Origin of the sequence: Nostocoides sp. HKS02, from assembly GCF_009707485.1 — a bacterium.
Classification (GTDB): domain Bacteria; phylum Actinomycetota; class Actinomycetes; order Actinomycetales; family Dermatophilaceae; genus Pedococcus.
The window spans coordinates 2572828-2597692 of the sequence record NZ_CP046121.1 but is presented as its reverse complement, the minus strand read 5'-3'; the positions used below and the strand labels follow the sequence as shown (position 1 = coordinate 2597692).

Annotated in this window: 23 protein-coding genes and 1 pseudogene; 15 read left to right on the top strand and 9 right to left on the bottom strand. The window is 70.2% G+C overall.

Annotated features, from left to right (window positions below; all coding sequences use genetic code 11):
- Positions 1-18: 18 nt before the first annotated feature.
- The gene (locus GKE56_RS12505; protein WP_154684823.1) at positions 19-1551 is read left to right on the top strand and encodes a dihydrolipoamide acetyltransferase family protein; all 1533 of its coding nucleotides are present in this window, start codon (positions 19-21) and stop codon (positions 1549-1551) included.
- 134 nt (positions 1552-1685) lie between these two features.
- Here the strand turns inward: GKE56_RS12505 and GKE56_RS12500 are convergent, their stop codons facing one another.
- From GKE56_RS12500 to GKE56_RS12490, 3 genes are all read right to left on the bottom strand, one after another.
- Positions 1686-3338 (bottom strand): MDR family MFS transporter, encoded by a 1653-nt coding sequence (locus GKE56_RS12500; RefSeq protein WP_230208946.1) that lies wholly within the window; start codon positions 3336-3338, stop codon positions 1686-1688.
- Positions 3339-3356: 18 nt separating this feature from the next.
- Positions 3357-3866, bottom strand: coding sequence for a MarR family winged helix-turn-helix transcriptional regulator (locus GKE56_RS12495; RefSeq protein ID WP_154684822.1), 510 nt, complete (start codon positions 3864-3866; stop codon positions 3357-3359).
- Between the two features lie 88 nt (positions 3867-3954).
- Positions 3955-4812, bottom strand: a complete 858-nt coding sequence (locus GKE56_RS12490) for a maleylpyruvate isomerase family mycothiol-dependent enzyme (RefSeq protein ID WP_154684821.1) — start codon at positions 4810-4812, stop codon at positions 3955-3957.
- 27 nt (positions 4813-4839) lie between these two features.
- On the opposite strand from GKE56_RS12490, the gene GKE56_RS12485 reads away from it, so the two are divergent.
- The 3 genes from GKE56_RS12485 to GKE56_RS12475 are packed head-to-tail and all read left to right on the top strand — an operon-like array spanning position 4840 to position 9467.
- Entirely contained in the window at positions 4840-6819 is a 1980-nt protein-coding gene (locus GKE56_RS12485) for a cytochrome c oxidase assembly protein (protein ID WP_154684820.1), read from the top strand.
- Between the two features lie 3 nt (positions 6820-6822).
- Positions 6823-7623 (top strand): nitrilase-related carbon-nitrogen hydrolase, encoded by an 801-nt coding sequence (locus tag GKE56_RS12480; RefSeq protein WP_154684819.1) that lies wholly within the window; start codon positions 6823-6825, stop codon positions 7621-7623.
- Positions 7620-9467 carry an NHL domain-containing thioredoxin family protein gene (locus tag GKE56_RS12475; RefSeq protein ID WP_154684818.1) on the top strand — a complete coding sequence of 616 codons (1848 nt, stop codon included), beginning with the start codon at positions 7620-7622 and terminating at the stop codon, positions 9465-9467. Before GKE56_RS12480 ends, GKE56_RS12475 begins: the two co-directional genes overlap by 4 nt.
- Positions 9468-9493: 26 nt before the next feature.
- Here the strand turns inward: GKE56_RS12475 and GKE56_RS12470 are convergent, their stop codons facing one another.
- Positions 9494-10864 carry an HNH endonuclease signature motif containing protein gene (locus tag GKE56_RS12470; protein ID WP_195908112.1) on the bottom strand — a complete coding sequence of 457 codons (1371 nt, stop codon included), beginning with the start codon at positions 10862-10864 and terminating at the stop codon, positions 9494-9496.
- A gap of 202 nt (positions 10865-11066) precedes the next feature.
- On the opposite strand from GKE56_RS12470, the gene GKE56_RS12465 reads away from it, so the two are divergent.
- Positions 11067-11324 carry a DUF6458 family protein gene (locus GKE56_RS12465; RefSeq protein ID WP_154684816.1) on the top strand — a complete coding sequence of 86 codons (258 nt, stop codon included), beginning with the start codon at positions 11067-11069 and terminating at the stop codon, positions 11322-11324.
- 92 nt (positions 11325-11416) lie between these two features.
- Here GKE56_RS12465 and GKE56_RS12460 read toward each other — a convergent pair.
- Positions 11417-13307 (bottom strand): annotated as a pseudogene (locus GKE56_RS12460) (acyl-CoA dehydrogenase).
- 245 nt (positions 13308-13552) lie between these two features.
- On the opposite strand from GKE56_RS12460, the gene GKE56_RS12455 reads away from it, so the two are divergent.
- The 3 genes from GKE56_RS12455 (at position 13553) to GKE56_RS12445 (ending at position 15229) form a co-directional block, all read left to right on the top strand.
- Positions 13553-14377: a hypothetical protein gene (locus tag GKE56_RS12455; protein WP_154684815.1), complete on the top strand. Its 825-nt coding sequence runs from the start codon at positions 13553-13555 to the stop codon at positions 14375-14377.
- A 73-nt stretch (positions 14378-14450) separates the two neighbouring features.
- A complete protein-coding gene (locus GKE56_RS12450) occupies positions 14451-14975 on the top strand; it encodes a DUF6584 family protein (protein WP_154684814.1) in 525 nt (174 codons plus the stop codon).
- 62 nt (positions 14976-15037) lie between these two features.
- Positions 15038-15229 carry a hypothetical protein gene (locus GKE56_RS12445; RefSeq protein WP_154684813.1) on the top strand — a complete coding sequence of 64 codons (192 nt, stop codon included), beginning with the start codon at positions 15038-15040 and terminating at the stop codon, positions 15227-15229.
- Between the two features lie 25 nt (positions 15230-15254).
- On the opposite strand, the gene GKE56_RS12440 is transcribed toward GKE56_RS12445, so the two are convergent.
- A complete protein-coding gene (locus GKE56_RS12440; protein ID WP_195908111.1) occupies positions 15255-15971 on the bottom strand; it encodes a hypothetical protein in 717 nt (238 codons plus the stop codon).
- A 1-nt stretch (position 15972) separates the two neighbouring features.
- Positions 15973-16548, bottom strand: a complete 576-nt coding sequence (locus GKE56_RS12435; RefSeq protein WP_304650398.1) for an RNA polymerase sigma factor — start codon at positions 16546-16548, stop codon at positions 15973-15975.
- Positions 16549-16671: 123 nt separating this feature from the next.
- Between GKE56_RS12435 and GKE56_RS12430 the strand changes: the two genes are divergently transcribed.
- Positions 16672-17064, top strand: a complete 393-nt coding sequence (locus tag GKE56_RS12430; protein ID WP_154684811.1) for a DUF2237 family protein — start codon at positions 16672-16674, stop codon at positions 17062-17064.
- A 21-nt stretch (positions 17065-17085) separates the two neighbouring features.
- Here the strand turns inward: GKE56_RS12430 and GKE56_RS12425 are convergent, their stop codons facing one another.
- Positions 17086-17985 (bottom strand): DMT family transporter, encoded by a 900-nt coding sequence (locus GKE56_RS12425; protein ID WP_154684810.1) that lies wholly within the window; start codon positions 17983-17985, stop codon positions 17086-17088.
- Between the two features lie 174 nt (positions 17986-18159).
- On the opposite strand from GKE56_RS12425, the gene GKE56_RS12420 reads away from it, so the two are divergent.
- Complete coding sequence (locus GKE56_RS12420; RefSeq protein WP_154684809.1) at positions 18160-18603, top strand: group II truncated hemoglobin; 444 nt, start codon at positions 18160-18162, stop codon at positions 18601-18603.
- Between the two features lie 179 nt (positions 18604-18782).
- Positions 18783-19994 carry an MFS transporter gene (locus GKE56_RS12415; RefSeq protein WP_230208945.1) on the top strand — a complete coding sequence of 404 codons (1212 nt, stop codon included), beginning with the start codon at positions 18783-18785 and terminating at the stop codon, positions 19992-19994.
- A 5-nt stretch (positions 19995-19999) separates the two neighbouring features.
- Here GKE56_RS12415 and GKE56_RS12410 read toward each other — a convergent pair whose 3' ends face one another.
- Entirely contained in the window at positions 20000-21505 is a 1506-nt protein-coding gene (locus GKE56_RS12410; protein WP_154684807.1) for a S53 family peptidase, read from the bottom strand.
- Between the two features lie 258 nt (positions 21506-21763).
- Here GKE56_RS12410 and GKE56_RS12405 point away from each other — a divergent pair, with 258 nt between their 5' ends.
- The 4 genes from GKE56_RS12405 to GKE56_RS12390 all read left to right on the top strand — a co-directional run bounded on the left by GKE56_RS12405 (position 21764) and on the right by GKE56_RS12390 (position 24847).
- Entirely contained in the window at positions 21764-22234 is a 471-nt protein-coding gene (locus tag GKE56_RS12405) for a hypothetical protein (protein WP_154684806.1), read from the top strand.
- Between the two features lie 74 nt (positions 22235-22308).
- Positions 22309-23337 (top strand): acyl-CoA desaturase, encoded by a 1029-nt coding sequence (locus tag GKE56_RS12400; protein ID WP_230208944.1) that lies wholly within the window; start codon positions 22309-22311, stop codon positions 23335-23337.
- 92 nt (positions 23338-23429) lie between these two features.
- Positions 23430-24032, top strand: coding sequence for a DUF1326 domain-containing protein (locus GKE56_RS12395; RefSeq protein ID WP_154684805.1), 603 nt, complete (start codon positions 23430-23432; stop codon positions 24030-24032).
- A gap of 32 nt (positions 24033-24064) precedes the next feature.
- A complete protein-coding gene (locus tag GKE56_RS12390) occupies positions 24065-24847 on the top strand; it encodes a DUF2182 domain-containing protein (RefSeq protein WP_230208943.1) in 783 nt (260 codons plus the stop codon).
- Positions 24848-24865: the final 18 nt, after the last annotated feature.

Genomic DNA, 24865 nt, shown 5'->3' with positions numbered 1-24865 from the left:
GCGGAAAGGAACCCCACTGTGTCTGTGCGTGAGTTCAAGCTTCCCGACCCGGGCGAGGGGCTGACCGAAGCCGAGATCGTCACCTGGAACGTCAAGGTCGGCGACACGGTCAAGGTCAACGACATCGTCGTCGAGATCGAGACGGCCAAGTCGCTCGTCGAGCTGCCGGTGCCCTTCGCCGGCACCGTGACGTCCCTGTTGGTCAACGAGGGTGACACCGTCGAGGTGGGCACCCCGATCATCGCCGTGGACACCAGCGGCGGCGCCCCGGCATCCGTGCAGGCCTCGGTGGAGGCCTCGGTGCAGGACGCGCCGCCGGCCGGCGCGGTCGAGCCGGGCATCGAGGGCTCGCCAGCCCCGAAGCTCGTCGCCGCCGCCCGCGCTGCGGCGGCCGAGGAGGAGATCGAGGAAGGCAAGATCGGAGGCACCACGTCGACCGGCCGAACCGCGGTGCTCGTCGGTTACGGCGTCAAGCAGACCGAGGCCAAGCGCCGGCCTCGAAAGGGTGGCGCGGCCGACCTCGTAGCGCCCGCAGCACCGGCGCCCGCAGCGCCCACGCCCGCAGCACCCGCAGCGCCGGCACCCGCAGCACCGGCGCCCGTCGCCCGCGAGGGCGGCGCGCGTGCGCTCGCCAAGCCGCCGGTCCGCAAGCTCGCCAAGGACCTCGGTATCGACCTCGCGCAGGTGGCCGGCTCGGGCGAGGGCGGCATCATCACCCGCGCCGACGTCGAAGCCCACACGACCGGCGCCGCCGGCGCCGAGTCGACCGAGGCCGCTGGGGCCGCTGGGGCCACGCAGCCGGCATACCGGGCTCCCGTGGTGCAGCGCAGCGGCGAGCGCGAGACCCGCATCCCCATCAAGGGCGTCCGCAAGATGACCGCCCAGGCGATGGTCGGCAGCGCGTTCACGGCGCCGCACGTCACCGAGTGGGTCACCATCGACGCGACCGCCACCATGGAGCTCGTCGAGCGGCTGAAGAAGGACCGCGAGTTCGCGGACGTCAAGGTCACGCCGCTGCTGGTGCTGGCCAAGGCGATGTGCGTCGCCGTGCGTCGTCACCCGGAGATCAACGCGACGTGGGACGAGGCCAACCAGGAGATCGTGGTCAAGCACTACGTCAACCTCGGGATCGCCGCCGCCACCCCGCGCGGGCTGATCGTGCCGAACATCAAGGATGCCGAGCAGCTGTCGATGCGCGAGCTGGCCGAGGCCATCGGCTCGCTCACTGCCACGGCTCGCGAGGGGCGTACGCAGCCCGCGGAGATGTCCGGTGGCACCATCACGATCACCAACGTCGGCGTCTTCGGCGTCGACACGGGTACGCCGATCATCAACCCGGGTGAGTCCGCCATCCTGGCGTTCGGGGCGATCCGGCGTATGCCGTGGGTCGTCACGGGCGCCGACGGCACCGAGTCGATCGAGCCCCGCTGGGTGACCCAGCTCGCGCTGAGCTTCGACCACCGCCTGGTCGACGGCGAGCTCGGCAGCAAGTTCATCGCCGATGTGGGTGCGATCCTCGCCGACCCGGCCCGGGGTCTGGTCTGGGGCTGAGGAACGACATCCCGACCGCATGACGAAGGCCCGCACCTTTCGGTGCGGGCCTTCGTCGTCGGTGGTGCTGGGCCGCTCAGTGCCCGATCGCCGGCGGGAGTGCCGCCGCGGCATCGGCGTCAGCCTTGTCGGCGTCAGCCTTGTCGGCTGCACCGCGCTCGGAGTAGGCCGACCCGCCGCGCAGCTCGACATGCGGCAGCAGCAGCATCACGAGGAAGCCGAGCACCATCACCCCGGCTCCGACGAGGTAGACCAGGTCCATCGAGTCCGAGAAGCCCTGCAGGAACGGCTTGGCCAGTCGCGGGTCCAGGTGGTTCAGGAACGACGAGTCCTGGAGCACTCCGCCGGACGCGCCGGATCCGCCACTGCTCTGCGCCGCCTGGAAGCTCTTCGCGAAGGCCGCGTTGGCCGGGTCGTGCAGAGCGGTCTGGAAGTCCTTGGTCGGGACGATCTTCTGCATCGCCGCGGTGATCTTGCCGGGCACCGTGGTGAACAGGATCGACAGGAAGATCGCGGTGCCGAGCGTGCCACCGATCTGACGGGTGAAGGTCGCCGACGAGGTGGCCACCCCGATCAGGCGCGGTGAGACGGCATTCTGGACGGCCAGCGTGAGCGGCTGGAAGTTGAACCCGAGGCCGACTCCGAAGAAGACCATCACGATCATCGTCTCCCACAGTGGGGTGTCGGCGTGCACGTAGTGGAACGCGAACAAGCGCGATCATGAGCAGCGCCGACCCGATGATCGGGAACCGGCGGTACCGACCCGTGCGGCTGATGATCTGACCCGAGATGATCGAGCCACCCATGATGCCCAGGGTCATCGGCAGCAGCAGCAGGCCCGCGGACGTGGGCGAGGCGCCCTTGACGATCTGCAGGTAGAGCGGCAGCGACGCGAGGCCGCCGAACATGGCCATACCGATGAGCACCGAGGCGCCGGAGGCGACGGCGACGGTGCGCTCCTGGAACAGGGTGAGCGGCAGCAGTGCCTCGTCCTTCATCGCCCGCTCGACCAGCAGGAAGGCGATCACGCCCAGGCCGCCGACGACGAAGCAGACCAGGGAGCGTCCCGAGGCCCAGCCCCAGTCGCGGCCCTGCTCGGCGACGAGCAGCAGCGGCACGAGGCCGATGCTCAGCGTGACGGCACCCCACCAGTCGATGCGGTGGTCCAGCCGGGTGTGCTGCAGGTGCAGGGTGCGCGAGACGACGAGCAGGGCAGCGATGCCGATGGGCACGTTCACGAGGAAGACCCAGCGCCACCCGGTGATCCCGAGGATGCTGCTCTGGCCGGCGAGGAAGCCGCCGATCACGGGGCCGAGGACGCTCGAGGTGCCGAAGACAGCCAGGAAGTACCCCTGGTACTTAGCCCGCTCACGCGGCGGCACGATGTCGCCGATGATCGCCAGCGCCAGCGAGAAGAGGCCACCGGCGCCCAGGCCCTGGAAGGCGCGGAAGAACGCCAGCTGGAGCATGGACGTGGCGAACGTGCACAGGATCGAGCCCACGACGAAGATCGTGATGGCGGTCGAGAAGAACTTCTTGCGACCGTAGATGTCGGACAGCTTGCCGTAGAGCGGGGTGACGATCGTCGAGGTGATCAGGTATGCCGTCGTGGCCCAGGCCTGCTGGTCGAGGCCTTTCAGGTCGTCGGCGATGGTGCGGATCGCGGTGGCGACGATCGTCTGGTCGAGGGCTGCGAGGAACATGCCCATCATGAGTCCGACCAGGATCGTCACGATCTGTCGGTGCGTGAGCGGTCCGTCGGGCCGTGCGGGCGCGGTGGCTGCCATGTCAGTTCTCCGGTGAGTTCAGTGGGTTGTCGGTGTGGGGGTGGGGGTTGGTTCAGCCGAGCGTCGTGCGAACGGCTGCTCCCGTGAGGTCTCCAAGGCCGTGCCGAAGCGCTCGAGGTGGTCGGCGAAGTCGCTGGCCTCCTGAGCGGTCCAGTCGCCCATGAGGGTGCGGAACCACTCGGTCCGTTGCTGGGCGATGGTGGCCAGCAGGGTCTGGCCCTCCGTGCTGAGCCGGACCACTTGGGCCCGACCGTCGTCGGGGTCGCTGACCTTCTCCAGCAGTCCGTGCCCGACGAGGGTGCTCACCTGGCGGCTGACCGTCGAGACGTCGGAGTGGATGCAGTCGGCGAGGACCGACACCCGCCGCGGCTCTGCGGCGAGGTTGAACAGGATCGGGTAGGCGGTGGCGTCCACCGCCGGGTGGATCCGAGGAGCGTGCTGGCGCATGGCCTGCATCAGCTTCATCAGCCGGATCAGGCCGAAGCTGACACGCTCGGCCGTCTCGCGGTCGAGGTGGTGAGGAGACATGGGAACCTCAGGGACGGAAGTTTGCTTGCTGCATACAAATATCACGAGATGCTTGTATCGCGCAACCAAGGACTCCGGGGGTGCCCCGTCAGGGCACGAAGACGAGGTTCTCCAGCACGCGGCGCGCGACCGCCTCGTCGCCGTGGACCGTGAAGTGGATGTCGTCGACGGCGCCGCGCCCCGCCGCTCGACGGGTCAGGGCATCGGTCGAGAGCGTGATGGTGGTGAACACGTCGCGCGGGTCGCCGTCGTGGGCCACGCCGGAGAAGAGCGGTATGCCGCGGGGCTTGCCATCGCCCTCGCCTTCTTCGACCCAGACCCCGGCGCGACCCATCACCGGGCCGGTCACGTCGAAGATGACCACGTTGCCGGGCTCGATCCCGGCGTTGCGGGCCACGAGCTTGGGCAGCTGGGCGAACAGCACGTCCATGAACACCGCGGCCCCACCCGAGTCGAGGTTGCCCGGGCGGCTCACGGCCTGGCGGATGTCCTGTTCGTGGGTCCAGATGTCGAGGATCCGGGTGCGCAGGCTCTCGCCGGCCGGGGCCGGCCCCCACGCTCCGCGGACGACGGTCTCGAGGGTCATATCCGGTGCGCTGAACTGCTCGACCCGCTTGCGGGCGATGACCTCGAGCTCGTCGACGACCTTGCTCCCGACCATGGTCCGACGCTGCTCCACGGCCCGCTCGACGAACCGCCCCGCCTCGGTGCGGATGTGCTCGTAGTTCGGCACGCTGACTCGGGGGATGTCACCGGTGTGCAGCCACGACTCCAGCCCGACGACGTGCGAGATCTGGTCCTTCACCGTCCAACCGGGGCACGCCGTCGGCAGGTCGAAGTCCTTGTCGGTGCACGAGCGTCCGAGGTCAACCACCGCCTGGACGGTCTGCTGGTAGGCAGAGACGAGTCCAACGAGGTCTTCCGGGGCTGCCGGATGCAGGGGCATGACCCCACCCTACTTACGCTTGTCCCCATGAGCCTCCCCTCCGCGTCGCCGGCCCGACCCCCCGTGGGGGTGCTGGTGGGTGCTGCGCTGGTTGCTCTTCCCTTGGCCGCCGTGCTGGGCCAGGCGGCGGCCGCACCCGCCATCGGCGACCCGGGCGCCGTCGTCCGGTGGGGTCTGCTGTACGCCAAGGTCATCCACGACCTGGCCGCTGCGGCGACGATCGGGCTTCTCGTGCACGCGGCGTTTCTCATGCCCGAGACCACGCGCACGAACCGGCGCGTGACGGCGACCCGTCTGGCGGCGCTCACCGCCGGGCTGTGGGCCCTTGCGGCCGCCGCGGGCGCCGTGCTCGAGATGGCCGACCTGATCGGCATACCGCTGTCCGACCCGGCGTTCGGGCGGCAGTTCACCACGTTCGCCTGGTCCCTTGAACCGACCCGCGTGGTCGTGATCACCGCCGGCGCAGCGGCCCTGGTGTCGATCGGCGCGGTGGTGGCCCGCGGACGGGTCGCGATGGCGTGGCTGTGCGGGCTGTCCGTCGTGGGGCTCCTGCCCCAGGCGCTGAGCGGCCACGCCGCGGGCACCGCCGCGCACGCGACCGCAGTCAACGCCCTCGCCGTGCACCTCGTCGCTGTGGCCGTCTGGGTCGGCGGCCTGCTGGCCCTGGTCATGATGCGACCACAGCTGGGCCGCGACCTCGGGCCTACCGCCCAGCGGTTCTCGGTGCTGGCGGGGTGGTGCTTCGGTGCTGTCGCTCTGTCGGGGCTGCTGAGCGCGACGGTCCGCATCGACGGGTGGGGCGACCTGGCCACCCGCTACGGCGCGCTCCTGCTCATCAAGACCGCCGCGCTCCTGGCCCTCGGGTATGCCGGGTGGCGCCACCGTCGGGCCCTCCTTCCTCGGCTCGGGCAGGACGGCGCGGCGCGACCGTTCGTGCGGCTCGTCGTGGCGGAGCTCGCGGTGATGGGTGTGGCGACCGGGACTGCCGTCGCGCTCGCTCGAAGCGCACCGCCGGTGCCCGACTCGCCGGTGCCGGACGCCTCTGTCGCCTTCTCGCTGACCGGCTACCCGGCGCCGCCGCCCTTGATCGCCTCGTCGTGGTTCACCACGTGGCGCACGGACTGGCTGTGGCTGGGCGTGGCCGTGGTGGCGGTCGGGCTCTACGTCGCGGGGATCGTCCGCCTTCGGCGCCGTGGTGACGCGTGGCCGGTGCACCGTCCGATCCTCTGGGTGCTCGGCTGGGCGGTGTTCGTCTACGCCACCTGCGGCGCCCCTGCCGTCTACGGCGCCGTGCTGTTCTCGGCCCACATGGTCATGCACATGGTCGTGGCGATGCTGGTGCCGCTGCTGCTCGTGCCGGCCGCCCCGATCCTCCTGGCACTGCGCACGCTGCCGGCGCGGCAGGACAAGACGTGGGGGCCTCGCGAGGTCCTGCTGCAGGTCGTCCATTCGCGGGCGCTGCGCGTCCTGTCGAACCCGGTCGTCGCCGCCGCGCTGTTCTTCTTCAGCCTGGCGATCTTCTACTTCTCGCCCTTGTTCGAGCTCGCCCTGCGCACCCACACCGGCCACGTGCTGATGCTGATCCACTTCCTCCTGACCGGGTACCTGTTCGCGTGGGTCCTCATCGGGATCGACCCCGGCCCGAAGAAGTGGCCGCCGTTGATGCTGCTCGTGGTGCTGTTCGCCACGATGTCGTTCCACGCGTTCTTCGGGGTCGTCATGACCGGCAGCACCACGGTGCTGGCCCCGGGCTTCTTCGACGTGCTCCACCTGTCGTGGATGACCGACGTGCTGAAGGACCAGCGCGAAGCGGGAGCGATCGCCTGGGGGATCGGTGAGGCCCCCACCCTCGCGCTGACCCTGCTGGTCGCGATCGGGTGGGTGCGGTCCGACCGGGCCGAGACCCGCCGCAGTGACCGTCAGGCCGACCGTGACGGGGATGCCGACCTCCTCGCCTACAACGCACACTTGGCACAGCTGAAGAAGCGTTCCGAGCGGAGGGGCTGAGTCATGCGGGTTGCAGTCGTCCAGGTCGCGTACGGCGACGACGAGTCCATGGAGGCTCGGATCTCCCGGGTCGCCGACCTGGTTCGCGCGCAGGCGGGCCACGACCTCGTCGTGCTCCCTGAGCTGTGGGCTCCCGGCGGCTTCTCCTACCGCGAGTGGGCCGATCGTGCCCAGCCGGTCGACGGCCCGATCGGCGCCGCTATGTCGGCCGCGGCACGCGACGCCCAGGTCATGCTCCACGCCGGCTCGATCGTCGAGCGGCCGTCGTCCGGCGAGGTGGGCTCCGACGGCCGCGGCCTCTGGAACACCTCGCTCGTGTATGCCGCCGACGGACGTCTCGTCGCGGCATACCGCAAGATCCACCGGTTCGGGTTCGGCGCGGGCGAGCCGGCCCTCATGGACGCCGGCGAGGACGTCGTGCTCGTCGACCTGCCGGACGCGGCTGGGCGGGCCGGGCTGTCCACCTGCTACGACCTGAGGTTCCCCGAGCTGTACCGGCGGCAGGTCGATGCGGGGGCCACGGCCTTCATCATCCCCGCAGCGTGGCCCGCCGCGCGCGTGCGGCACTGGACCCTGCTCGCGCACGCGCGCGCCATCGAGGACCAGTGCGTCGTCATCGCCTGCAACACCGCGGGCACCCATGCGGGCACCGAGATGGGCGGCCACTCCCAGGTGGTCTCGGCGACCGGCGAATCGCTGGCGATGGCCGGGACTGCCGAGCAGGTGCTCAGCGTTGAGGTCGACATGAGTGCTGTGGCGACCTGGCGTGAGCAGTTCCCCGTGCTGCAGGACCGCCGGCTGTGACCGCCTCGACCCGTGCGGTGACCCGGCTGCGGGCTCCCGAGCTGGTCGGCCGCGGCTGGCTGAACACCGGGGGTCGCGCGATCTCGCTAGCCGACCTGCGCGGGCGGATCGTGGTCCTCGACTTCTGGACGTTCTGCTGCGTGAACTGTCTGCACGTCCTCGACGAGTTGCGGCCGCTGCAGAAGAAGTACGCCGAGTCGCTGGTCCTGGTCGGCGTCCACTCGCCCAAGTTCGAGCACGAGGCCGATCCCGTCGCGCTGGCCGCCGCCGTCGAGCGGTATGCCGTCCACCACCCCGTCCTCGACGATCCCGAGCTCGTGACGTGGCAGGCGTACACCGCCCGGGCATGGCCGACACTTGTGGTCATCGACCCCGAGGGCTACATCGTCGCGTCGATGTCCGGCGAGGGTCATGCGCACGGCCTGTCCGTGCTGGTCGAGGAGCTCATCGAGGAGCACCGCGCCAAGGGCACCTTGCGGGTCGGCGACTCGCCGTATGCCGCCCCGGCACCTGCGCAGACGGCGCTGCGGTTCCCGGGCAAGGCGGCTGTCCTGCCGGACGGGTCGTTTCTCGTGTCGGACACCGCACACCACGAGATCGTCTGGCTCGAGCCCGACCTCGTGACCGAGCGCGAGCGGTTCGGTGGCCCGGAGGTGTTGGCCGAGCCCCAGGGGGTGCTGGTGCTGCCGGCGCAGACGGCGGCCCGAGTGGGGTACGACGTGGTCGTCGCCGACTCGGTCCACCACCAGGTCAAGGGGCTTCGGCTGGCGGACGGGTCGTGGACCGTGCTGGCGGGCACCGGTCGGCAGCTGCGCGAACGCTCCGGCGGCGGCCCTGCCCTGAAGCAGGACCTGTCGACCCCCTGGGATGTCGCGTGGTTCATCGACCGGGTGGTCATCGCCATGGCGGGGGTCCACCAGCTGTGGGCGTTGCACTTGGCCACGGACTCGCGGGACAACACGGTCGCGGTGCTCGGTGGCACCTCGGCCGAGGGGATCCGCGACGGCGCCGCTGACGAGGCGTGGTTCGCCCAGCCGTCGGGGCTGGCAGTCTCGCCGGACGGCTCGCGGCTGTGGATCGCCGACTCGGAGACCTCGGCGCTGCGCTCCCTGGACGTCACGGACGCGGGTTTCGTCGTGGAAACCCACGTGGGACAAGGTCTTTTCGACTTCGGCCACCGTGACGGGGCGGCCGACCAGGCGCTGCTGCAGCATCCGCTCGGCGTGACGGTGCTGCCGGACGCGTCCGTGGCGGTGAGCGACACGTACAACGGCGCGATCCGCCGGTTCGACCCGCTCGCCCGTGAGCTGAGCACCCTGGCAGCGGGGCTGCGCGAGCCCTCTGATGCCGTGGTCGAGCTCGACGAGACCGGGCGCGCTCGGCTCGTCGTGGTCGAGTCCGCGGCGCACCAGCTGGTGCGAATCGCCTTGCCCGACAAGGCCCAGCGCGTCGACGGGTTGACGCACCGAACCCAACGCCCCCGCACCGAGCTGTCGCCGGGCGCGGTCACCCTGAACGTATCGTTCACGCCGCCGACTGGTCAGAAGCTCGACTACCGCTGGGGTGATCCGACCCGGCTCATGGTCTCGGCCACCCCCGAGGCCCTGCTGCGCGACGGGGCCGGAAGTGCCCAGGGTCTGAGTCGCACGCTGACGCTGGACCCTGCTGCCGGCGACGGAGTGCTGCACGTGTCGGTGCAGGCGGCATCGTGCGACGGTGACCCCGAGACCGGCGAGGTGCCCGAGCACGCCGCCTGCCACCTGTACCAGCAGGACTGGGGCATCCCCGTGGTCCTCGTCGACGGCGCGCCCGACGAGCTCACGCTCGACCTGCGCGGGGTCTGACCCGCGCACCCCGACATCGCCGCCGATCATGGTCGCCGATGGAACGTGACGGACTTGACGCCTCGCGGGTCGGTGGCGATGCGATGGTCGAACCCAGCGTGGTGGATCAGTCGGTGGTGGTGCCCGCACAACGGCACGGCGAGGTGCAGGTCGGTCGCGCCGCCCGCGGACCATGGATTCTCGTGGTGGAGTTCGGTCCAGGCGTACGGCCGGTCGCACGTGTCGGCCGCGCAGGCGGTGTAGCGGGCGGCCAGCGCGGTGCGTTGGTGCTCGGTGAAGAAGCGACCGGCGCGACCGAGGTCCAGTGGGTGCGAGGCACCGCCCAGCACCAGCGGCACCAGTCCGGCGGAGCACGCGAGGCGGCGGGCCTGCCCCGCGCTGAGGACGGTGCCCACGTCAGTCTCGGAGACCTTGGCCCGACCCTGGTCTCGGAGCGTGTCGGCGTCCATGGTGACCAGGACGGTGGCGTTGACCTTGCCCGAGAGCCGATCGGTGGGCAGGTGCTCGAGCAGCTCGGCGAACGCCGATCCGTACCGGTGCGCCCAGTCGTCGGAGTCGGTGCGGAACGCCTCCCACACCCGATCGCGCGTGCCGGTGGTCGTGAGGGTCTCGCCGCGGGAGGCTGCGTCGTTGCGGGCAGCTTGTGCCGCGCGCTGGGCGAAGCGGCGCGGTGACGCCATCTGTTGGATCACCTTGACCAGCATGTGCCCGGCCAGGATCGGGACCGTGAAGTGGCCGCTCAGGGTGCCGTCGCGGTTGTCATGCCAGGAGAGCCGGGTGCGAGCCAGGGCGCGGTCCTCCTCGGACCGCACGACCTCGTCCTCGTCGGCGTCGACCTCGGCCTGACTCCGCTCCGCGGCCGCGAGCGCGCGCCGCGCCGCCTTGCGCAGAGTCCCGGGGTCGACCAGCTTGGCGCGCTCGACCAGCGCCACCTCGATGGTCGAGCGCTCGCGGTCGGTCAGCGACTGGGGCAACCGACCCGTCGCCGTCGCGATGACCTGGGCGTGCGCCGTGGAGACGGTGCCCTGCGCGAGCGCCTCTCGGGTAGCCGGGAGCGTGTCGCTGAGGGCCGTCGCGAGCTTGACGTCGCGTGCGGCGGAAGCGGTGTCGGCCCGGGTCGCAGACGCAAGCCAGGCGGCGGTCCCCGACGCGCCCGATGCGGCCGAGACGTGGGCACGGTCGGCCGCGCGCACGAGGTCGAGGCGCAGGGACTGGAGTCGCGTGATGGCGCGGTCCACCTCGCCGATGAGGCGCCTCGGATCCGTGCCGTCTGGCACTGCCACGACCTCGTCCGAGGCCCGATCCAAGGCCCGATCCAAGGCCCGGTGCACCGTGCGCAGCGCCTCGCCGGTCGCACCCCCAGCGACCGGTCGCCACTGCGCCAAAACTACCCCCACACCACGCATACTATCGAACATCTGTTCGAATGGCAACACCACACCACACCTCAGCACCAACTCGCCTCCTCGCACCCCAAGACAAGGCCCGGCGGCGGCTGTGCGAGCCGATCCGGTGCTCGCGTTCCCGCAGGTCAGGGCCTTCGAGCGTTACAGTCGAGTCAACGGGTCATTCCCCGACCCCGCGATCACAGGAGTGAGCATGTACATCGGACTGGGCATCTTCCTCATCGTCGTGGGGGCGATCCTGACCTTCGCCCTCCACGCGTCCTTGGGTTCTGTCGACCTCAACGCCATCGGCTGGATCTGCATGGCCGCCGGCGTGCTGGCCATCGTCCTCTCGCTGGTCGTCACCCGTCGCGCGGTCGGCGGGGGCTACTCCTCGCGTCGGGTCAGCCACACCGACCCGGCCACCGGCACGCGCGTGGACGAGGTCGACGTCGACCATCGGGACCTCTGACCCGCCTCGGGTCGCCAGTACAGCCACACAACGGAAGGTCGCTGCCCACGTCGGGCAGCGACCTTCCGTCTTGTCAGAGGATCAGCAGTGGCTCAGAAGGCGGACTCCGGGATGTCCATGAGCGAGTTGTCGGTCGCCTCGGCGATCTGGCGCTCGGCCGCGATCTTGGGCAGGACGTTGCGCGCGTAGAACGAGGCCGCGGCGACCTTGCCCTCGTAGAAGTCCACGTCCTTCTGGGTGATGGTCTTCGCGGAGACATCGCCGGCCGTGAGGGCCGCCTGCGCCACCTCGGCCTGGCGCAGCAGCAGCCAGCCGATGACCAGGTCGCCCGCCGCGAGCAGCAGTCGCGAGGTGTTCTGGCCGACCTTGTAGAGGTTGGTCAGGTCACCGCCCTCCTGACGCGGGTCGGACTTCATGAGCTCGCCCACCATGTAGCCGAGGATGCCCTGCACGTCCTCGAGCCCCTTGCCGAGCAGCTCGCGCTCGGTGCGCAGGAACGTCGTGCCGTCATCGGCCTTGGCGAACTCCTGGATCTGCATCGCGAGGTGTGACAGCGCCTGGGCCTTGTCGCGAATGATCTTGCGGAAGAAGAAGTCGAGGCCCTGCACCGCGGTCGTGCCCTCGTAGAGCGTGTCGATCTTGGCGTCGCGGATGTACTGCTCGATCGGGTAGTCCTGGAGGAAGCCCGAGCCACCCAGCGTCTGCAGCGACTCGGTGCCGAGCAGCACCCAGGCGCGCTCCGACCCGACGCCCTTGACGATGGGCAGCAGCAGGTCGTTGACCCGGTTGGCCATCTCGGCCGGGCTGTCCTTCTCGAGCTGCTCCGTACCGCTCTCGAGGAACGCCTGGTCGACGATGTCCTGCTGCGTGGCGGTGTAGATGACCAGCGCGCGCAGCCCCTCGGCATACGCCTTCTGGGTGATGAGGGAACGGCGCACGTCCGGGTGGTGCGTGATGGTGACGCGCGGCGCCTCCTTGTCGGTCATCTGGGTCAGGTCGGCACCCTGGACGCGTTCCTTGGCGTAGTCGCGGGCGTTGAGGTATGCCGTCGAGAGCGTCGAGATGGCCTTGGTGCCGACGAGCATGCGGGCGTGCTCGATGACGCGGAACATCTGCGCGATGCCGTCGTGGGTGTCGCCGAGCAGGGTGCCGACGGCGGGTTCCTTGTCGCCGAAGGTGATCTCGCAGGTGGTGGAGACCTTGAGGCCCATCTTGTGCTCGAGGTTGGTGACGTATGCGCCGTTGCGCTCGCCGAGCTCACCGGTCTCGAGGTCGACGTGGAACTTCGGGACGATGAACAAGCGACAGCCCCTTCGTGCCGGCGCCGGCGCCCTCAGGGCGCGCGAGCACGAAGTGCACGACGTTGTCGACCATGTCGGACTCGCCGGAGGTGATGAACCGCTTGACGCCGGTGATGTTCCAGGTGCCGTCGGCGTTCTCGGTCGCCTTGGTCCGGCCCGCGCCGACGTCCGACCCGGCGTCGGGCTCGGTCAGGACCATGGTGCAGTGCCAGCCCTTTTCGATGATCCAGCGGGCCAGCTTCTTCTGCTCGTCGTTGCCGAGGATGTAGAGGAGCTTGCCGAAGGAGTATCCGGCCGCGAACATGGCGACGGCAGGGTTGGCACCCAAGACCATCTCGTTCATCGCCCACTTCAGGCTGGGCGGGACCACGGTGCCATCGAGCTCTCCGGGCACGTCCACGCCCCAGAAGCCGGAGTCGACGTAGGACCGGTAGCTCTTCTTGAACGACTCGGGCATCGTCACCGAGTAGGTCTTGGGGTCATAGACCGGTGGGTTGCGGTCCGCGTCGGCGAAGGACTCGGCCAGCTCGTTCTCGGCGAGCCGCGAGACCTCCTTGAGCATCTCGCGCGCGGTGTCGGCGTCGACCTCGGCGTACGGGCCGTGGCCCAGCACGTCCTGGCGCCCGAACACCTCGAAGAGGTTGAACTCCAGGTCTCGCAGGTTGCTCTTGTAGTGGCCCATGGCTGGGAACCTCCGCGTCGTGACGGTCTGGTCGGTGGCCTCGTACTGGCCGGTAACATCCATGGTGCTACTGACCAGTAACGATTGCAAGCCTTCTGTGGCATGCGCCACGTGGAGGGGACTTTCGGCCGCCCGTCCCCGGTCCTGCGTACAGCCGCCGTTCAGGCGAGGTTCAGACCGACCCCCTAGGAATGAGGGACCGAGCCTGGCCGACGCGTCAGCACCGCCGACCGCAAGGAAGTTCCATGTCTGCCACGACCACGGCCAGTCGCCCCACCGCGACTGCTGCCTCCGCCCTCCTGCTCAACAAGGTCCCGGAAGTCACGATCTTCTTCTGGCTGATCAAGATCCTGTGCACCACCGTCGGCGAGAGCCTGGCCGACTACCTCAACACCACCCTGGGCTTCGGCCTGACGACCACCACGATCGTGTTCAGCGCGGCCCTCGCGGTGGCTCTCGTCGCACAGTTCCGGCTCCGTCGGTACGTCCCCGTCGTCTACTGGACCGTGGTCGTGCTCATCAGCGTCGTGGGCACCTTGCTGACCGACAACCTGACCGACGGTCTGGGTGTGCCCCTGTGGCTGAGCACGTCGGTGTTCACCGGACTGCTCGTCGCAGTCTTCGGCACCTGGTACGCCCGCGAGCACACCCTGTCCATCCACTCGATCGTCACCGTGCCCCGCGAGGCCTTCTACTGGCTCACGGTCCTCGTGACCTTCGCGCTGGGCACCGCCGCCGGCGACTGGACGCTCGACCTCACCGGATGGGGACCCGGCCCCTCCGTGCTGCTGCCCGCGGGTCTGATCGCGCTCACCGCGCTGGCCTGGCGCCTCGGTGCTGGCCCGGTGCTGTGCTTCTGGGTGGCCTACATCCTGACCCGCCCGCTGGGGGCCAACCTCGGGGACTACTTCGGCTCCGACCCCTCCGAAGGCGGCATCGGCCTGGGCACCATGTGGACCAGCCTGCTGTTCCTCGGCGCGATCCTCGCCACGGTGATCTACCTGAGCGTGACCCGCCGCGATCAGATCCCCGCTGAGACCGCCGACGAGGCGCGGCTCCCCGTCGCCTGAGTTGTCCACCGAGCCGGACCACGAGCGCGTGGCCGCGGGGGCGACCTCGCGGCCACGCGGCATACTCGCCGGTGTGAGCGAGGAGACCGAGCGGCCGACCAGCAGTCCCGCCGTCCAGCGTGCGCGCGCGGACATCGCGGCGGGGCGCGAGTGGAAGGCCCGTGACCGGCTCGTGGGACACCTCGCGGGCGACTACGACGCCGAGGCGCTCGAGCTGCTCGGTGAGGTGCTCTATGCCATGCGCGACCTGCCCTCGGCAGGTGCCGCGTGGTTCGGCACGACCCGGCGCGGCCACGACGTGGACGACGCCGTCGAGGCGTGGCGCGAACGCCACCACGACCACTTCGCCGAGATGTGGCGCAGCCTGCCACGGTCGGTGCGCGAGCACGAGGGCAACAAGCGGGTGGACGCCCTGCGGCGTCGTGCCGAGCAGCCGTCCAGCGCCGATGCGTCGGACGCGTCGGTCGCCGTGGACGCCGGCAAGCCGAGCGGCGGGTTCGATGCCGCCGTGGTCATCGCGGCGGGGCTGGCGGTGCTGTTCGTGATCTGTGCGGTCGTCGGGTTCGTCACGCTGCTCATGTGGATCGTCCCCGGCTGAGCAGTCGCGGGGCTTCGGCGTGGTTGCGCGAGGCTGTCGGTGGCCCGTGTCACTCTCGAGACATGGAGAACCTCACCGACGTACTGCTGCTCCACGCGGTTCAGGCGTGGTGCGACGAGTGTGATGCCGAGCAGATCCTGCTGCCCGTGCTCGACGAAGCCCAGGGCGGGTTCTGCTGCGCGGCCTGCGACACCGCGGTGTTCGTCGGGTTCGACGACCTGCCGGCTGTAGCCGCCCTCCGCCAGTCTGCGTAACGCGGCTGCCGAACCCCTCCGGGGGTTAGTGCGCGGGCGTGGGGGGCACCGTGCTGGGCTTGCCCGTGGGGTGCGATGACGGCTTGCCCTTGCCCTTGCCCTTGCCGTTGCGGTGCGACGTGGCGCCGGGATGGCTGGTGGCCTTCGCGGTGGGGTGCGAGGTCGTGCCGGGGTGCGTGATCGTGGCGCAGTATGCCGCGATGTTGCCCTCGCCTCCGGCGGCCGTCGCGAGGTTCTTGAAGGCCACGGAATCCTTGGATGCACCGGGCGAGGACTGGTGGTGGGTCCACGCGGTGCACAGGCCGAAGGCGGCTGGACCCGTGGCGTCCGGACCCACCGGGGTGGCGGAGCCGGATGCACTGGACGTCTTCGTGCCGTCCGCGGTCTCGGTGGCGGTCTCGGTGGCGTCCGTCTCGGTCTCGGTCGTGGGCGTGCCGACGGGCACGTGGACGCTCTGGTGCGCCGAGGGGGGAATCGCGGCGGTGTACGCAACCACGGCGGTCCCGCCGAGGGCGACGGCGACACCAGCGATCGTGGCACCGAGGGTGGTGCCGACCAGGGACGAGAGCATTGACCTTCTCCAACCAGTGGGGCGTGAGGGGCGTGACACGGGGAAGGCGCTGCGGTAGCTCGCCAGCGGCCGGTCGAACCCGCTGAGCTCGCTCGGGTGGGCGTCCGCGGTCATGGCCGCGACAAACCGTTCCAGAGCTTCGGACTCGCCGTTGTGCATCATCGATCCCATGTCACTCCCGAAGCGCACCGGCACCTGATCGCGTTACACCCTGTCGCTCGAGGATCAGGGCCAGCCGGTGCAGTCCGCGATGGGTGGCCACCCGAACCGCGCCAGGGCTTCGTCCCACCACCCTGGCGACGTGCTCGACCGGCAACCCGGCGACGACCCGCAGGATGACCACCTCCGCCTGGAGAGCCGGAAGCTGGGCCGTGAGGCGCAGCGCAGCGGCCGTGTCCAGGTGCTCGAGCGCCTCGTCGGCAGCGTCCCGGGCGAGCAGCTCGACGGGCCAGGCCAAGGCACCGAGCTCGACCCGCTCGGCGCGGGCCCGGCGGCGCCCGGCATCGACTGCGCGTCGGCGGGCTGTCGTGAACACCCAGGCGCGCCATGCGGCCTCGTCGCCCCTGAAGCGACGCAGGCCCTTGACCACGGTCGCCCACGTTTCGGCCGCGACGTCCTCAGCCGGCTCGCCCCCCAGGGTGAGGTATCGGACGAGCGGGGGGTTGAGGTCTCGCCACAGGCGCGCGAACGCGGCCTCGTCACCCTGCTGGGCGGCGGACAGCACCGAGGTGAAGGCGTCGCCGATCACCAGAGCAGTATCGACGCCATCGTGAGCATCTGGGGGTCAACCGTGGCAAGACTGACCAGATGGCTGAGTCCCGCGCGGCCCAGGGTGCTGGTCACGAGTGCGCCGCACCGCGATGCTGGGGCCATGGCAGAGCACAACGTCCTCGGCGGCGAGCTGGAACCCTGCGGCACCGACCCGATGACCGGCTTCTTCCGGGACGGGTGCTGCAGCAGCGGGCCGGAGGACCTCGGGAGCCACACCATCTGTGCGGTTGTCACCAGCGAGTTCCTCGAGCACCAGCGCGGGATCGGCAACGACCTCTCGACGCCCAGACCCGAGTACGGGTTTCCCGGGCTCGTCCCCGGCGACCGGTGGTGCGTCACGGCGCTGAACTGGGGTCGCGCCTACCGCGACGGCGTGGCCGCCCCGGTCGTCCTCGCGGCGACCAATCGGCTGGTGCTCGACATCGTGCCGATCGACGCCCTTCGGGCGCATGCGGTCGATGTCCCAGCGGACCCGAGCTCGTTGGAGCACTAACCTCGGTCGGGCGGTGGCGGCCTACAGCTCGGGCAGGGCGGAACCGTCCTGCGCCGCCGGGATCCTGCTGAGGGCGATCGCCGCCGCGGCGAGCGCGGCCAGGCTGAGGATCTCGCCCGCCACCGGGCCGGTGCCCCCGCGCAGGTGCTCGTCGTAGACGATGATGCCCAGAGCGACGCTGAGCAGGGGGTCGAGGCTGGCCATCGCGGGCAGGCTGGCGGTCAGTGGCCCGGAACGGAACGCCACCTGGGCCAGCAGGATTCCTCCCGCCCCCGCCACGATCAGGACCGGCAGCTGCCAGCTGAACAAGCGCGTCGACGAGTCCATGGTCGGTGGCGATGTTCGTGACCGCCTTGATGAGCACGGCCGTGCAGGCGTAGACGGTGCCGACGGCGACGCCGATGAGTGCCGCACGTTGTCCGTGCGGTAGACGGCGGGCGACGGCCAGGCAGATCGCCGCCACTGCCGCGGCACCGACGCCCGTCCAGAACGCCGGCCACCGGTCCGCCTCCGCGTGGGGGAGTGGTTGGTGGCAGCGCCGGAGATCACGAGGAACCCCACGAGGGCGGCCACGAGGACCCCACCCCAGCGCAGCTCGGCGGGCGTCATCCGGGTCCCGGAGACACGGTGGCTGAGGATCAGCGAGAAGAGCAGCGCGGTGACCAGCAGCGGCTGGACAACAGAGACCTCACCGATGTGCAGCGCGAACGCCTGGAGCCCGAGGCCGCCGGCGTCGGCGATCAGGCCCGCGATCCACCAGCGGTGACTGAGCGTGGCGACGAAGAAGTGGGCCAGGCGGGCGGCTCCCTCGGTGCCTCGCGAGGGTGCCAACGTCGTGGCACTGCGGTGCTTCAGGGCAGTCGAGAGGGCGAAGAAGAGCGTTGCGCCCAAGCTCGCCCCGACCACGGGCAGGTTCGTCACGAGCCGTCCCCGAGCGCGGCGCTCCACCCGCGAAGCTCGCGGGCGTGCGCAGTCTGGCGGTATGCCGCGAAGCGCCGGAGTTCGTGCATGGTTCCAGGGCCTCCTTGTGCGTGATTGTCCCCGAGATCGCCAACGCTATCCGTTCGACAAGGGGACTGCTGGCATCCTTGGGCCATGCAGTCCGTGTACGACGCTGCCGGGGGTGACGCGGGCCTGCTTCGGCTGGCCGCGGCCTGGCATGCCCGGGTCATGGCCGACGAGGTGGTTGCGCATGCCTTCAGCCACGGATTTCGCGCCGACCACACCGAACGCCTTGCCGCGTACTGGGCCGAGTCACTGGGCGGCCCACCGGCATACTCCGATGCCTTTGGTGACGAGGCCGAGGTCCTGCGGCTGCACAGCGGCAACGGGCAGCACGAGGAGATGGACCGGCGCGCGGTCGCGTGCTTCGACCAGGCCCTGGCCGATGTGGGGTTCACCGCGGACCCGCTCCGGACCGTCCTCCACGACTACTTCGCGTGGTCGACCACGCGCATGGCCGGCTACCCACGGTCCGCGGCGGACGTGCCCGACGAGGTGCCGTTTCCTCGCTGGTCCTGGGACGGTCGCATGGAATGACCGCGACCGTGACGTTGGGCTGAGACGTTGGGCTGAAACGTTGGGCTGAAACTCTGCGCTGCGCATCCCGATCGCCTACCGTGTGACGAAATTTCGTCGATCGGGGGATGGTCCGAATGCGACGCCACCCGGTGGCCGTCCCGGGGCCCCTGCGCGCGCGGTCCTTCAGGTGGCTCTTCGTGGGCCGCACCACGACCTCGCTGGGCAACGCTGTCGCGCCAATCGCGCTCGGGTTCGCGGTCCTCGACCTGACCGGCTCGGTTGCTGCCCTGGGACTGGTCGTCGCCGCGCGCTCGATCGCCAACGTGGCGGTGCTGCTGTTCGGCGGGGTCGTGGCGGACCGGTGGCCGCGGCACCTCATCCTCGCGGGATCGCAGGGCCTTGCCGCGATCACGCAGGGCCTCGTGGCCGTCCTGGTGCTGACCGGTACGGCGAGTGTGCCGCTTCTTGCCGCCCTGAGCGTGGTCAACGGGCTGGCCGCGGGGCTGGGCTTTCCCGCTACCGCGGCGCTGATACCGCAGACCGTGCCGCCCACGCTGTTGCGGCAGGCCAATGCCCTGGCACGGATGGGTGTCACGACGGCGCTCATCGGGGGCGCAGCCGCGGGTGGGTCACTCGTCGCTGTCGCCGGCCCCGGGTGGGGCCTGGCGGCCGATGCCGCATCGTTTGCCGTGGCCGCCGTGTGCTTCACACGCATCGGGGTCGCCGCACCGCGCACGCCCAGCTCGTCGTCCGTGCTCGAGGAGCTGCGGGCGGGGTGGGGCGAGTTCCGGTCCAGGCAGTGGGTGGTGGTCGTGGTCGCCCAGTACTGCGTGGTCAACGCCTGTTTCCAGGGCTCGATGGTGGTGCTCGGCCCGGTGGTTGCCGACGACACCTTCGGGCGCGCCCAGTGGGGGCTCGCGCTGGCCGCGCTCAACGGTGGCCTGCTGCTCGGCGGAGCCGTGGCGCTCCGGTGGCAACCGCACCGGGCGTTGCGCTGGGGGGTGCTGCTGTGCTTCGTGAACGTCCTGCCATTGCTGGCCCTCGCGTACGTCCCAGTCTTCGCCGTCGTCGCAGTGGCCATGGTGCTCCTGGGTTTTGCGATCGAGCAGTTCACGGTCGCCTGGGACGTGTCCCTGCAGGAGAACGTGCCCGCCGAGCGGCTGGCCCGGGTCTACTCCTATGACGCGCTGGGCTCGTTCCTCGCGATTCCGCTCGGCGAGGCCACCGTGGGGCCACTGGCCCAGCTGACCCATGGCGTGCGCCCCGTCCTCACCGGCTGCGCCGTACTCATCGGCCTGGCGACCCTGGGCGCGCTGGCATCACCCTCGGTCCGACAGCTGCGGAGCGGTCCGCCGCCCGTCACGCGGCAGACCGCTCGAGCGAGGGTCAGCTTCCGTGGACGGCGCTGACCAGGTCAGGGAGCAACACCGTGGCGTCCGGCGTGCCGAGTCCCGTCACCGGGTCCCAGCCGGGGCCGGCCGGGTAGCCGGAAACCGTCGAGCTCGTGGTGTTGTTGCCCGTGGTCACGTCGTGGAAGTCCGCGGCATACCGGGTGGGGCTCGCGCCGATCTTGTACAGGCCCGGGTTGATCAGGCCGAGACCGCCGCCGTTGAGCTGGTCGGCGATGGCCACGAGCCCAGCCCACTGCGGGCACGACAGCGACGTTCCGCCGATGTCGTACCAACCGGTGCTGCAGGGCGCAGAGCCACAGCTCAACCCGCCTCAGGCCGGCCGGTGGCAGGCTGAGGTAGATCAGGGCACCGGTGCCGGAGCTGGCCTGCAGCGCGACGTCGGGGACGCCTCGCATCGACCCGATGGGAGTGCTCCCGAGGGGCAGGGTGTTCTGGTAGCTCGGCTTGGCGAAGACGTGGCTGAAGCCGCCGCCTGAGAAGGTCCACCCGACCTCGGCGACACCGGGGAACGCCCGGCACTTGGCCGGGGGTGAGGTGCTGTCGACGACCCGGCCGGTGGTGGCCAGCGGGTCGGTGCACAGGTACGTTCCGCCCACGCCCGTGACGAGCGGGTCGGAGGCCGGCCACTCCACGGTCGGGAACGGGATCGTCGGTTGCGGGTTCGGGCCGCCGACGGGCGACTTCTTGACGTTCGCGCTGCCGAAGTCACCCGAGGATCCCAAAACGGTCACGCCATGCTGCGAGGCGGAGATGAAGGCGTGACGCAGCTGCTGCAACGACTGCGGGCTGCCGAAAGCGTCCTCGGCAGAGGCGAAGCTCTGGGAGATGACCTGGGCGAGTCCGTGGTCGACGACGTACTGCTCGGCGGCCATCATCTGCGGGAAGCCCTGCACCCCGAGGGTCTCGGCCGTCGGGGTCGTCACCAGCAGGATGTTCGCGCCGGGCGCCATGGAGTGCGCGGTCTCGACATCGAGCGCCACCTCGATGGCCCAGGCGGACTTGGCCTCCTGACCGGTGCCGTGGCTCGTGGGCGGCGGAGCCTTGGTCGCGGGCGACCCCTGGAGGTGGAGCTCGCTGAAGGTCGGCATCCCGGGGGCACAGGTGACCCCCGCCTCGCCGCACATGGGCGGAAGGCCGAACGCCTGGTTGTAGACGTGCAGGTCATTGGCCATGGTGTCGCTGCCGTAGGCGTCGACGATCGCGATCGTGATCCCGCGCCCGTCCTTGCCGCTGTCGAGCAGCGGTTGGACGTGGTATGCCGCGCGGGTCGACTGCGGTGTGAAGCACCGCCGGCCCACGGACGCGCACTGGGCCTCGGTCGGCGGGGTCGTCGAGGTGGTCAGCTGCTGGTACTCGGCAACGGTGGGGTGGATCGCTGATCCGGATGCTGTGCTGGAAGGTGCGACCGCGGTGGCGAGCCCGCCCGTCGTAGCGAGCGCGAGCCCGCCGGTCGTGGCGAGCGCGAGGCCGCCGACGAGCCCGAAGGCCCGATACATCGTGTGATTCATGCTCTCTCCGAACGATAGAGGTGGTCGTTCGCCAGACGGGCCGTCAGTGGTGGGGGCGGCCCGAGAGACACTGATAGGCAACGGTGTAGTCCTGGCTGGCGCCGAGCGCAACGGCCAGTTGGCGCATCCGTCGGGGGCGGCTGTCCGGCCGATGACGTAGACGCTCGTGGCCGTTCTTCCGATACCGACGCCGCAGGCGAGCGAGAACCATGGAAGTCAGCCACGCAGGGCGGCTGGTTGAGCGCAGGGAGTCGCATCATGACGCGCACCATTCGGAACAGGAATGCTCGGATCCTCGGCGCGTCGGCGGCGGGCCTGGCGGCGGTGCTGGCGCTGGGGACGCCGTCAGCAGGCGCCGCCGCCACGCCCAGCCAGAAGGTGCCGCTCACGCAGACCAACAGGAGTTGTGACGCCACGGTGATCCCGCCCGTATTCGCGCCGGCCCAGGGGTTCGCGGCGGTCACCCGGACCGCAACAGGCAAGCTGGCAGCGTCGGTCGCCGTCAAGGGCGCACGACCCAACACCGCGTACACCATCAGGCTGATCCAGCTGTTGCCCGACAACTCGGACTGCCAGGGGATCGACGGGACCCTGACGACCGATGCACTGGGGAACGGGAACGCGAACGTCCAGGAGCTCCTCCTGCCCGGTGCGACCAGCGCCTGGGTCGACCTGAACGGCCAGAACGACTTCACCAACTTCTACGACACCGCACCCATGTCCTTCTAGGCGGCCTGCCGCGTACAGTGAGACGGTCAGGCTGCCCAGGACCCGGCGGCGCATCACCGCCCCAGGAGTCCACGTTGACCGCCCACCCCGCCGTCGCAGTCTCACGTCCGCCCGCCGCCCTGTACGGCGTTGCCCTGGCCCGGGTGCGAGCCGCCGGGCTCTTGCGCCGGCGGCCCGGCCCGTACCTCGTCCTGTGGGCCGGCACCATGGGCGTCCTCGCTGTCACCGTGGCTGCCCTGGTGCGCTGGCAGGACTCCTGGTGGCTCCTCATGGCGGCGCCGGTGCTCGCGGTGGTCTCCGCGCAGATCGGGTTCCTCGGGCACGACATCGCCCACCGGCAGGTCTCCCATGACAGACGGGTGTGCCTGGTGCTGGGCCTCGTGCACGCGAACCTGCTCAGCGGGCTCAGCTACGGGTGGTGGATGGCCAAGCACAACGCGCACCACGCCCACCCCAACGACCTCGAGAGCGACCCGGACGTGCGCCCCGGCGTGCTGGCCTTCGACGTCAGCCACGCCGTGACTCGCCGCGGGACCCAGGCGTTCGTCACCCGCAACCAGGCGTGGCTGTTCTTCCCGATGCTGCTGCTCGAGTCGGCCAACCTGTATGTCGCAGGCATCAGGGCCCTCGCCCGGCCCGGCATACGCCATCGCGCGGTGGAGCTGTCCCTCATCGGCCTGCACACGGTGCTGTACCTGTCGCTCCTGGCGATGACGATGACGTGGGTCCAGGCGCTCGCGTTCGTCGCCATCCACCAGGGTCTGCGGGGCCTCTACCTCGGGTTGTCGTTCGCGCCGAACCACAAGGGCATGCCGGTGCTCAGCGGAGCCGAGCAGGCCGACCCCTTCCTGCGTCAGGTACTGACGTCGCGGAACGTCCGTGGGGGCGTGGTCACGGACCTGGCGCTCGGCGGCCTCAACTACCAGATCGAGCACCACCTCTTCCCCAGCATGCCTCGGGCCAACCTGGGTCGAGCGCAGGCCATCGTGAAGGACCTGTGTGCCGAGCACGAGGTGCCGTACCTCGAGACCTCACTGTTCGCCTCGTATGCCGAGGTGATCAGGCACCTCCACGCCGTCGGGGCGCCCTTGCGTACGGCGTAGTCACGATTGCGGTGATTCGGTGGGGTTTCGGCTCGTTGACGGCTCCAGGGTCGATGGCAACACTGGGTGAAGTCGAGGAAGGGGCCGGGGCCATGGCGTGGAATCTGACCGGTAGCTACGTGGAGACCTGCTCGTGCGAGCTGATGTGTCCGTGCAATCTCTCTCTGGACCACGGCGCGACGTACGACTTCTGCCGGGTCACGTTGGTGTTCAACATCCGTGAAGGTGACATCGAGGGCACTGACATCGCGGGACGCAAGGTCGTCCTCATCGCAGACACCCCCAAGGTGATGACGCAGGGCAACTGGCGGCTCGGTGTGTATGTCGACGACGGGGCCAGCGACGAACAGCTCGACCAGCTGGTCAAGCTGTTCGGAGGGCAGCTGGGCGGCCCGATGGGTGCGCTCGCTCCGCTGGTCGGCGAGGTCGTCGGTGTCGAGCGCGCCACGATCGAGGTGACCGATGACGGGCTGCTCCACAGCGTCCGCGTCGGGGACTCGATCGACTTCGAGATCGAGGACATCGTGCCGTTCGGCGTGGAGAGCGGTGAGCCGGTGCGGTTCCAGGGCATGTTCCACCCGGTGGGGTCGAACCTCACGATGGCCGAGGCACAGCGCACTCGCATCAACGCTTTCGGCATCTCCTACGAAGGCAAGACCGGGTTGTCGACGTCCGAGTTCTCCTGGGCTGCATGACCGGCCGCGTGACTGGCCGCATGACTGGCCGCGTGACTGAGCTGGCGCCGGCATACGCCGCCGTCCGCGCTCGACTCGGTCTCGTCGTCGCCCTTGTCGTGACCGCCGCGCTCGGCTGGGTCTGGGCGGCGCGTGAGATGCAGGGGATGGACGCAGGACCGTGGACCAGCCTGGGCAGTGTCGGGTGGTTCCTGGGTATCTGGGTCGTCATGATGGCGGCGATGATGTTCCCGTCGGTCGCGCCGACGATCGCGTTGTACACGCGGGTCACCAAGGAAGCCTCACCGCTTGCGCCGTGGCTGTTTGCCGGGGGCTACCTGCTCAGCTGGGCCGGTGCGGGCCTGGTCGCCTATCTGGTCGGGGTCGGCGCCGCCGCCGTGTTCGGGGACACCCTCAGCTGGGACCACGCCGGCGGGGCCGTGGCCGCCGCGACGCTCTTCGTCGCCGCCGCGTACGAGGTCACCCCGTTGAAGAACGTGTGCCTCAGCAAGTGTCGCAGCCCCCTCGGAGCACTCCTCGGCTCGTGGCGAGGCGGGCGTACCGGCGCGCTCAGGATGGGCGCCCGCAACGGGGCCTGGTGCGTCGGGTGCTGCTGGGCGCTGATGGCGTCACTGTTCGCGCTCGGGGTGATGAGCGTGACGTGGATGGCGTTGGTGGCCGTGATCATCGCCGTCGAGAAGACCCTGCCGTGGCGGCGCGGCCTCACCTACGCCACCGCGGCGCTTCTCCTGGGCCTCGGGGTGTTCCTGGCGATCGCACCGCACGCGCTGCCGGGGCTGACGATTCCGTCCGGTCAGCTCATGATGAAGGGCTGATCGTCCCGGTGTACGGCT

Coding starts and splice junctions, on each gene's coding strand:
- GKE56_RS12445 (WP_154684813.1), top strand. CDS start 15,038: ATGGAGAACCTCACCGACGTACTGCTGCTCCACGCGGTTCAGGCGTGG.
- GKE56_RS12405 (WP_154684806.1), top strand. CDS start 21,764: ATGACGCGCACCATTCGGAACAGGAATGCTCGGATCCTCGGCGCGTCG.
- GKE56_RS12410 (WP_154684807.1), bottom strand. CDS start 21,505: ATGAATCACACGATGTATCGGGCCTTCGGGCTCGTCGGCGGCCTCGCG.
- GKE56_RS12495 (WP_154684822.1), bottom strand. CDS start 3,866: ATGTCTCCTCACCACCTCGACCGCGAGACGGCCGAGCGTGTCAGCTTC.
- GKE56_RS12430 (WP_154684811.1), top strand. CDS start 16,672: ATGGCAGAGCACAACGTCCTCGGCGGCGAGCTGGAACCCTGCGGCACC.
- GKE56_RS12480 (WP_154684819.1), top strand. CDS start 6,823: ATGCGGGTTGCAGTCGTCCAGGTCGCGTACGGCGACGACGAGTCCATG.
- GKE56_RS12455 (WP_154684815.1), top strand. CDS start 13,553: ATGTCTGCCACGACCACGGCCAGTCGCCCCACCGCGACTGCTGCCTCC.
- GKE56_RS12395 (WP_154684805.1), top strand. CDS start 23,430: ATGGCGTGGAATCTGACCGGTAGCTACGTGGAGACCTGCTCGTGCGAG.
- GKE56_RS12490 (WP_154684821.1), bottom strand. CDS start 4,812: ATGCCCCTGCATCCGGCAGCCCCGGAAGACCTCGTTGGACTCGTCTCT.
- GKE56_RS12440 (WP_195908111.1), bottom strand. CDS start 15,971: ATGGGATCGATGATGCACAACGGCGAGTCCGAAGCTCTGGAACGGTTT.
- GKE56_RS12500 (WP_230208946.1), bottom strand. CDS start 3,338: ATGGCAGCCACCGCGCCCGCACGGCCCGACGGACCGCTCACGCACCGA.
- GKE56_RS12420 (WP_154684809.1), top strand. CDS start 18,160: ATGCAGTCCGTGTACGACGCTGCCGGGGGTGACGCGGGCCTGCTTCGG.
- GKE56_RS12485 (WP_154684820.1), top strand. CDS start 4,840: ATGAGCCTCCCCTCCGCGTCGCCGGCCCGACCCCCCGTGGGGGTGCTG.
- GKE56_RS12465 (WP_154684816.1), top strand. CDS start 11,067: ATGTACATCGGACTGGGCATCTTCCTCATCGTCGTGGGGGCGATCCTG.